Below are 8,545 nucleotides of genomic sequence, written 5' to 3'. Positions count from 1 at the left end.
TACGTCGGCCGCACCTACATCGAGGTCCTGGACCGGCCGCTGTACTCGGTGTCGCTGGCCGCCCGCGGGAGCGTGGCCGATCGGTCAGCGCCGTGACGGGCGCCTCGACGACTGGACCCGTGCGCCCGTTATCCGGCTCTTCGTACCTCAGGTGGGTCTGACTGGGTCGAGTCCGCCGCCGATGAGGAGCATGCGTAGGCGGTAGTTGTCGCGGTTGCGGAAGCCGCGGGCGATGCGGCGGTGGAGCTCGATGAGGCCGTTGACTGCTTCCGTGCCGCCGTTGCTGGCGCGGCCGGTGTCGAAGTAGGCCAGGAACGCGGCACGCCACTGCTTCAGGGTGCGGCCGAGTCGTCGGATCTCGGGGATGGGACAGGTCGGGAAGGAGGCGAGGACCTTTTCGGCGATGCGGCGGCCCTCGGCCAGGTTCTCGGCTCGGTAGGCGGCGCGGAGTTGTTGGGCGGCCTGCCAGGCGATGTAGACCTCGTCGTGGCGCTCGTCCGCGGCGATGGCCTTGTCCAGACGGGCCTGCTGTTTGTCGGTGAGCCGCTCTTGGCCGCAGCGCAGGATCATCTGGATCCCGTAGAGCGGGTCGCCCTTGCGGCCACGATGCCCGTGGATGGTCTGCTGCACGCGGCGACGGACACCGTCGACGGCGTCGGCGCCGAGCTTGGTCACGTGGAAGGCGTCGAGCACGGCGACGGCGTCTTCGAGTTGGTCATCGATCGCGTTCTTGTAGCCGTGGAAAGGGTCCAGGGTCGCCACCGTGACGCCTGCGCGGAAGGCGTCGTTACGGGCCTTGAGCCAGTCGCTGTAGGCGGCACCCGTGCGGCCGGGGACGAGGTCGAGCAGCCGCGCCCGGACCCGTACTTGCTGGTCACGAGTGAGGTCGACCATCCCGGTCAGCATCTTCGGGCCCCGGCCACCGGCCTCGACGGGCTTCTCGGAGACGTGATGCCACACGTGTTCGTCGACCCCCAGGCTCTTCACGCCCTCGAAGCGGGCCTCGTCGGCAGCCAGTGCGTCGAGGAGGGGCTTGATCGAGGTCCACACCGTGCGCCACGCGGTGCCGAGCTGGCGGGCCAGACCGGCGACCGAGGCATGCTCGCGACGCAACTGGGCGATGGCCCACCAACACGCCCGCCTAGTCAACAGGGCCCGCGGTGCGGCGATCTGTTCGTTCTGCTCGGTGAACGTGCCCGCCGAGCAGCCCGGCTCTGCGCATCGCCAGGTCCGCTTGCGCCAGACCAGCTCGACGGGCCGCCCGAAGCAGGGCACGTCGACCAACCGGACGTCGCGTCGGCCGTGGCTGCGCGCGACCACACCACAGGCGCGGCAGGCCTCGACCCTCGCGGGCGACTCGACCACGACCCGCAAGAACGGCCCGCGTCTACCGTCGTGCTCGGTCACGTCGAGGACGTGGACGCCGTCCAGGCCGACGAGCAGATCACAGCGGGAGCAGTAGCAAGAATCAGAGCGCGCAGCAGCGCACGCCGTAGGCTGCGACACCGTCGAGGCCTTCCGGTCGGGATGCTTGGTCGCTCCAGATCTTGGAAGGCCTCGACCCCACTACCCGGTCAACTCACTCCGCGAGTCGCTCACACCCAGCCCCACCGCAGGTGCGAAGAGCCGGTTAATGGAATGTAAAGAGGCTCCCCGCTGAATGTCGGTAGGTCAGGTTCGCTGTGCGGCGCCAGGTTGCGGGGCAGGCGTGGCGACTCGGGTCGTACGGCAGCGATCTTCTTCGGGAGGTGTGCGGTGACGACCTCGTCCAGGGCTCACCATCCCGGGGCCGCGGCGCAGCAGGCCCGGCCCACCTCGCTGGTAGGGCAGCACGTCGATATCGGCGTGGCCTCACCACCGTCTACACACGTCGCGTTGCGTCCGCGGGCCGAGCATGAGTGACGCAGGCACAGCATCGGCTCATGCCGGCGTTGTAAGGTCCCCGCCATGTCCGGGCTCGACGACCTACTGCTTCCCGAGCGGAGTCGGATCGTCCACATCGGTCCGCACAAGACTGGGACGACTGCTATCCAGGGAGCATTCGCCGACGCTCGCGATCGACTCGGGGCATACGGCCTTCACTATCCCGGGCAGAAGTGGCAGGTCTATCGCCCGGCGCTGGCGCTGACGGGGTCGGCAGGTCATCGAGGCACTGGCGAGGTCGACCCGCGTGAGTGGGCCAACCTGGTCGAGGAGATCCGGTCGTACGGCGACGACCGCACGCTCATCAGCTCAGAATCCCTGGTCCATGCCTCCGCGGATCGGATTGCCAGGCTGCGGGACGATCTGGATCCCGAGCGCGTGCAGATCGTGCGGATGATCCGTCGCTACGACAAGGTGCTGCCGTCGATCTGGCAACAACATGTGGTCAACGGCTACGACAAGCCGTGGCCTCGCTATGTCGGATGGCCCCTCAACTCACCGACGGCGCAGTTCTGGCAGCGCTTCGGCTTCGCCAGCCTCACTCGTCAGTGGGCCGAGGTCGTTGGCCCTGACCGGGTCACGGTCGTGGTGGTCGACGAGTCGGATCGCGGTTGGCTGCTGCGGGTCATGGAGCGACTGACCGGCCTCCCCGACGGCTTCCTCAAGGTCGGCGACCACGCGCGCTACCAGAACCGCTCGCTGTCGTGGGCCGAGGCTGAGATGATCCGCCGAGCCAATCTGGAGTTCAACGCACGCGGCTGGTCCGACGCCGCGCTGCGGCACTACATCCGCTTCGGCGTGAAGGCGGCCCTCAAACCGTTCGAGACCGAGCACGCCGAGGGCAGGCCGCAGGTCTCCCCGGGCCGGTATGCCCAGCTTGAGGACATCACCCGTCGTGACTGGGACGAGCTCCAGGCGCTCGGGGTGCGAGTGGTCGGCGAACTCGACTGGCTGCTCCCACCGCGCCACGATGGGCCGCTCCCCGACGTCCCTACGGCGGCGGATCCCAGCGCCCAGGGGCCGCTGCTGCTGAGCGCTCCGAAGGTCATTGCGGCGGTCTCGATCGTCGCCAAGCGGGCCACGCTGTCGCATGCCCCCGCGCTTGGGAAGGCACCGGACCTGCGCGCTCCTCGTCCCAAGGCTCCGGCGATCGGGCCTGCTCGCTCGGCGGACCGTCGTCGCTGGTGGAGACGGGCACCTGCTCGGACGGTCGTGAGGCCACCTCTCGATCAGGCCCTTGCGGCGTGGGAGAAGCACCTCGCAGCAGGCGGGAGCGAGGATCTCATCGCCCTGCTGCCGTCGTTGTCGATCCAGATGCCTGCGGCTGACGAGGTCGTCATTGCCCACGGCTCGGCACGCTCGTATGACGAACTCCACGTCGTCCGCGAGCTGGTGCTACGTCGGGTGGGGTCAGCCGCCACCCTCATCGAATGGCTTCACGGGGCCGAGCCGGAGCCATCGTATGGCCTGCCTGAGGACGTGCGCCTGTGGGCCAACCAGCGTGCCGTCGAGATGCGGGCCGCGATTCTGCGCAACGGCACGAAGGTTGACGGGGACCTAGAGGCGCTGGATCCCCCACCTTCCGACTCGGCCGAGCCCCAGCTGCCGGCGGCCAGCGCGGGCCTGCTGCTGGCCGGCATGGTCGCCATAACTCAGCGAGTTGCCCGGCTGTGAGCCACGCCATAATCGCTGAGGTTCCGCGCCCGTGGCCCCGGGCGTACCGTGGAACCGCATCTGTCGTGAGCACACCGTCCGGTACCCACCCCGGCCTCCAGCAGTGGAGGTGGTCGGAGGGACTGGAACGAAAGGTCGCCCATGTTCCACCACCTCCGGGTGGGCGTCGTCGGCGCTGGACGCGTCGGCGCTGTCCTGGCCGCCGCCCTGCGGTCCGCGGGTCACGAGATCGTGGCCGTCGCCGGCGAGTCGGACGCCTCCCGCGGCCGCATCGCCGCGCTTCTCCCCGACGTGCCCGTCGCCAAGCCGACCGCCGTCGCCCGCGGCTGTGACGTCCTGCTGCTGACCGTCCCCGACGACATGCTCGACAACGTCGTCACCACGCTCGCCGACGCGGGCGCGCTGCGCGCGGGGCAGTACGTCGTGCACACCTCGGGCCGGCACGGCCTCGCCGTGCTCGCGCCCGCCGCGGCCCGGGGCGCGCGTCCGGTGGCGCTGCACGCGGCGATGACGTTCACCGGCACCGCCGTGGACCTCGAGCGTCTGGCCGGCTGTGTCTTCGGCCTGACCGCGGGCCCGTCGGATCGGGCGTTCGCCGAGTCGCTGGTCGCGGACCTGGGCGGTCGTGCGATGTGGGTGCCCGAGGAGATGCGTACGCTGTATCACGCCGGCCTGGCACACGGCGCCAACCACCTCGTCACGCTGGTGACCGAGGCGATGGAGATCCTCTCCGCGGCCGGCGCCACCGACCCGGCCGGCACGCTGCGGCCGCTGCTCACCGCCGCCCTCGACAACGCGCTGGAGCAAGGCGACGCCGCCCTGACCGGTCCGATCGTGCGCGGTGACGTGGGCACCGTGGCCGCCCATCTCGACGACCTGGTCGCGAACGCTCCGCAGAGCCTCGACTCCTACCTCGCGCTGGCGCGCGCCACCCTCGACCGGGCGCTGGCCGACGGCCGCCTGGTGCCGTTGCGCGCGCTCAAGCTCAGCCGGCTGCTCGAGCGCTACGCCGCGCCCCGTGCCACCCACGCCGCCCGCCGGGCCGGCCGATGACCGAGGTCGCCGGCACCCGCGCCGAGCTGGCCGCGCTGCTGAAGTCGGGCGGCCGGGTCGCCTTCGTGCCCACCATGGGCGCGCTGCACGAGGGCCACGCCTCGCTGATGCGGGTCGCGCGCGGCCAGGTCGGCGGTGAGGGCCGGCTGGTCGTCTCGATCTTCGTCAACCCGCTGCAGTTCGGCGCCGGCGAGGACCTGGACCGCTACCCGCGCACCCTCGAGGCCGACCTGGCGATCGCCGAGCGGGAGGGCGTGGACGTGGTGTTCGCACCCGGCGTGGACGAGGTCTATCCCGGCGGTGACCCGCAGGTCACCGTAGAGCCTGGCCCGCTCGCCGAGATCCTCGAGGGTGCGACCCGCCCCGGGCACTTCCGCGGCGTACTGACGGTGGTGGCCAAGCTCTTCGGCCTGGTCCGCCCCGACGTCGCCGTCTTCGGCGAGAAGGACTACCAGCAGCTGGCGCTCGTCCGCCGGATGGTCGCGGACCTGTGCATGGGCGTGGAGGTCGTGGGCGCGCCGACCCGGCGCGAGCCGGACGGTCTGGCGCTGTCCAGTCGCAACCGCTACCTCTCCGAGCAGGAGCGCGCGGTGGCGGCCACCCTCAGCCGTGCCCTGCGGGCCGCGCAGGAGCGGGTGGCGTACGGCGTCCCCGCGGCGCGCTGGGCGGCGATGAGGGTGCTGCAGGCCGAGCCCGGCCTCGACCTGGACTACCTCGCGCTGCGCTCCGCCGACCTCGGCGAGCTGCCCGACTACCCCGAGCCCGGCACCGAGGGCCGCATCCTCGTGGCCGCGAAGGTCGGCACGACCCGGCTCATCGACAACATGGAGCTGGTGATCGACTGATGCTGCGCACGATGATGAAGTCCAAGATCCACCGCGCGACGGTGACCCAGGCCGACCTGCACTACGTCGGCTCGGTGACGATCGACGAGGACCTGCTGGAGGCCGCCGACATCCTGCCCGGCGAGTTGGTGCACATCGTCGACGTGACCAACGGTGCCCGGCTGGAGACCTACACGATCGCCGGCGAGCGGGGCTCGGGCGTGATCGGCATCAACGGTGCCGCAGCGCATCTGGTCCATCCCGGCGACATCGTCATCCTGATCGCCTACGCGCAGCTGACCACCGAGGAGGCGCGCGAGCTGGAGCCGCACGTCGTCTTCGTCGACGCCGACAACAAGGTGGTCACGCTGGGCAGCGACCCCGCCGACGTACCGGCCGGTCACGGCCTGCAGCGCGGGGACCTGGTCAGCGCCTGACCCGGCCGCGCTAGCCTCCCGCCATGAACGCGCTGCCCGGCCTGCTCTCCTCCCGTGACCCGGGGTGGACGGAGTGGGCCGACGTCATCGTGGTCGGCTCCGGCATCGCCGGGCTGACCGCGGCGCTGCGGCTGCGCGGCCAGGTAGAACGGATCGCGGTGGTCACCAAGGACGTGCTCGCCGCCGGCTCGACCCAGTGGGCCCAAGGCGGCATCGCCGCCGCACTCGGCCCGGAGGACACCCCCGAGCAGCACGAGCACGACACTCTCGTCGCGGGGGCGGGCGCCTGTGACCCGGCCGCCGTACGCGTGCTGGTCACCGAGGGCCCGGACGCGGTCCGCGAGCTGATCGAGTGGGGCGCGAACTTCGACAAGGACCCGGCCGGCAACCTCTCGCTCACCCGCGAGGGCGGCCACCACCGCGACCGGATCGCGCACGCGAACGGCGACGCGACCGGCGCCGAGATCCAGCGCGCGCTGATCGAGGCGGTCAAGCGCGCCCCCGAGATCATGGTCTTCGAGCACGCCATGGTCGTCGACCTGGTCACCGCCGCGGACGGCGGCGTGGCCGGCCTGACCATCCACGTGATGGGGGAGGGCGATGCCGACGGAGTGGGGCTGGTGCGGGCGCGGGCGGTGGTACTCGCCAGCGGCGGCCTGGGGCAGGTGTTCTCCCAGACCACCAACCCGGCGGTGAGCACCGCCGACGGGATGGCGATCGCGCTGCGGGCCGGGGCGCGGCTGCGCGATCTGGAGTTCGTGCAGTTCCACCCCACCGTGATGTACCTGGGGGCGGACTCACGCGGTCAGCAGCCGCTGATCTCCGAGGCGGTCCGCGGCGAGGGCGCCTTCCTGGTCGATTGGGAGGGCAACCGCTTCATGCAGGGCGTGCACGAGCTCGCCGACCTCGCCCCGCGCGACATCGTCTCCAAGGCGATCATGAAGCGGATGCTGGCGACCGGGCGGCCGAACATGTGGCTCGACGCGCGCCACCTCGGTCTCGACGCGGTCAGCTCCGAGGTCGGTGATCGCGTCGACGGCGAGGAACGAGCCGTCGTATCGAGATACTGGCAGCGCCGCTTCCCCACCATTCTGGCATCGTGCCGCGCGCACGGCGTCGATCCGGTCACCGAGCTGATCCCGGTCGCGCCGGCCTGCCACTACGCCTCCGGCGGGGTGCACACCGACCTGTGGGGTCGCTCCTCGGTCCCCGGCCTGTACGCGACCGGCGAGGTGGCGTGCTCCGGCGTCCACGGCGCCAACCGGCTGGCCTCCAACTCACTGCTCGAGGGCCTGGTCTTCTCCCGACGGATCGCCGCGGTGCTGCCCGGCGAGCTGCGGCCGCTGGGCGAGCCGGTGCGGCACGACGGTGCCCGCGGGCTGGTGCCCGGGGCCGCGCTGAGCGAGATCCAGGAGGTCATGACTTCGCGAGCCGGGGTGCTCCGCAACGCCGACGGCCTCGCCGAGGCGGTCGAGCTGCTCGGCAAGCTGGCCGTGACCGAGGCCGAGAAGATCGACCCGGCCGCCTGGGAGACCACCAACGTGCTGACCGTCTCGCTCGCGCTGGCGCAGGCCGCGCTGCTGCGCGAGGAGACCCGCGGCTCGCACTGGCGCGAGGACTTCCCCGAGCGCGACGACGCCCACTGGGCGGGCCACTGCGACGCCGTCCTGGCCGACGGCGCCAGCACCGTGGGCTTCACCGCCTCTCCTGCCACGGACGGAGCACGATGACGACGCCGTACGACGAGATCCCCGCCGAGCTGCGCGACGAGCTCGCCACCGCCGGGCTGGACCCGCGCCAGATCTACGACGCGGTGGCGCTGGCCATCCGCGAGGACCTGCCCGAGCCCGGCGACCAGGACGCCACCTCGGTCGCCACCGTTCCGGCCGACGCGACCGGCATCGGCGTCTTCGCCGCTCGCCAGGAGGGTGTGATCGCCGGGCTGGGCGTCGCGGCGCTGGTCTTCCACTACGTCCTCGGCGACCGGGTGAAGGTGACCGACCGCGTTCCCGACGGCACCCCGGTCGCCCCCGGCGACGTGGTGATGACCGTCGCCGGCCCCACCCGCGGCCTGCTCACCGCCGAGCGGACCGCGCTCAACTACGCCACCCATCTCTCCGGAATCGCCACCGCCACCGCGCAGTGGGTGGCGGCCCTGGCGGGGACCGGCGCCACGGTGCTCGACACCCGCAAGACGCTGCCGACGTACCGCGCGCTGCAGAAGTACGCCGTGCGCTGCGGCGGCGGCCACAACCACCGCTTCTCGCTCGCGGACATGGCGCTGGTGAAGGACAACCACGTGGTCGCGGCCGGGGGAGTCGTGCCGGCCTACCGGGCGGTGCGCGAACGGTTCCCGGATCTGCCGGTCGAGGTCGAGGTGGACAGCCTCGACCAGCTCCGCGAGCTGCTCGACGCCGGCTGTGGCCACGTGCTGCTGGACAACATGGGCCCCGAGACGCTGCGTGAGGCCGTCGCCCTCAACGCCGGGCGGGCGGTGCTGGAGGCCTCCGGCGGGCTCACCCTGGAGCGGGCCCGCGCCGTGGCCGAGACCGGCGTGGACTGGATCTCGGTCGGCGCGCTCACCCATTCGGTCACCGTCTTCGACATCGGCCTGGACCTGCGGGAGGGCTAGGC

7 protein-coding genes are annotated in these 8,545 nt (G+C 71.7%); 6 read left to right on the top strand and 1 reads right to left on the bottom strand.

Features of this window, described 5'->3' with window-relative positions; genetic code table 11:
- Positions 1-147 precede the first annotated feature (147 nt).
- Positions 148-1,407: an ISL3 family transposase gene (locus VHA72_RS10210; RefSeq protein WP_325574845.1), complete on the bottom strand. Its 1,260-nt coding sequence runs from the start codon at positions 1,405-1,407 to the stop codon at positions 148-150.
- 540 nt (positions 1,408-1,947) lie between these two features.
- On the opposite strand from VHA72_RS10210, the gene VHA72_RS10205 reads away from it, so the two are divergent.
- The 6 genes from VHA72_RS10205 to nadC all read left to right on the top strand — a co-directional run bounded on the left by VHA72_RS10205 (position 1,948) and on the right by nadC (position 8,543).
- The gene (locus tag VHA72_RS10205; protein ID WP_325574844.1) at positions 1,948-3,597 is read left to right on the top strand and encodes a hypothetical protein; all 1,650 of its coding nucleotides are present in this window, start codon (positions 1,948-1,950) and stop codon (positions 3,595-3,597) included.
- A 141-nt stretch (positions 3,598-3,738) separates the two neighbouring features.
- Positions 3,739-4,650 carry a Rossmann-like and DUF2520 domain-containing protein gene (locus VHA72_RS10200; RefSeq protein ID WP_325574842.1) on the top strand — a complete coding sequence of 304 codons (912 nt, stop codon included), beginning with the start codon at positions 3,739-3,741 and terminating at the stop codon, positions 4,648-4,650.
- Positions 4,647-5,495: a pantoate--beta-alanine ligase gene (gene panC / locus VHA72_RS10195; protein ID WP_325574840.1), complete on the top strand. Its 849-nt coding sequence runs from the start codon at positions 4,647-4,649 to the stop codon at positions 5,493-5,495. Before VHA72_RS10200 ends, panC begins: the two co-directional genes overlap by 4 nt.
- Entirely contained in the window at positions 5,495-5,911 is a 417-nt protein-coding gene (gene panD / locus VHA72_RS10190) for an aspartate 1-decarboxylase (RefSeq protein ID WP_325574838.1), read from the top strand. The genes panC and panD overlap by 1 nt, the downstream gene beginning before the upstream one ends.
- A 23-nt stretch (positions 5,912-5,934) precedes the next feature.
- Complete coding sequence (locus VHA72_RS10185) at positions 5,935-7,641, top strand: L-aspartate oxidase (protein ID WP_325574836.1); 1,707 nt, start codon at positions 5,935-5,937, stop codon at positions 7,639-7,641.
- Positions 7,638-8,543, top strand: coding sequence for a carboxylating nicotinate-nucleotide diphosphorylase (gene nadC, locus VHA72_RS10180; RefSeq protein ID WP_325574834.1), 906 nt, complete (start codon positions 7,638-7,640; stop codon positions 8,541-8,543). The genes VHA72_RS10185 and nadC overlap by 4 nt, the downstream gene beginning before the upstream one ends.
- Positions 8,544-8,545 lie beyond the last annotated feature (2 nt).

Origin of the sequence: Nocardioides sp., assembly GCF_035547795.1 — a bacterium.
Lineage (GTDB): Bacteria > Actinomycetota > Actinomycetes > Propionibacteriales > Nocardioidaceae > Nocardioides.
The sequence above is the reverse complement of the archived record's forward strand: the minus strand, read 5'-3'. Positions and strand labels throughout refer to the sequence as shown.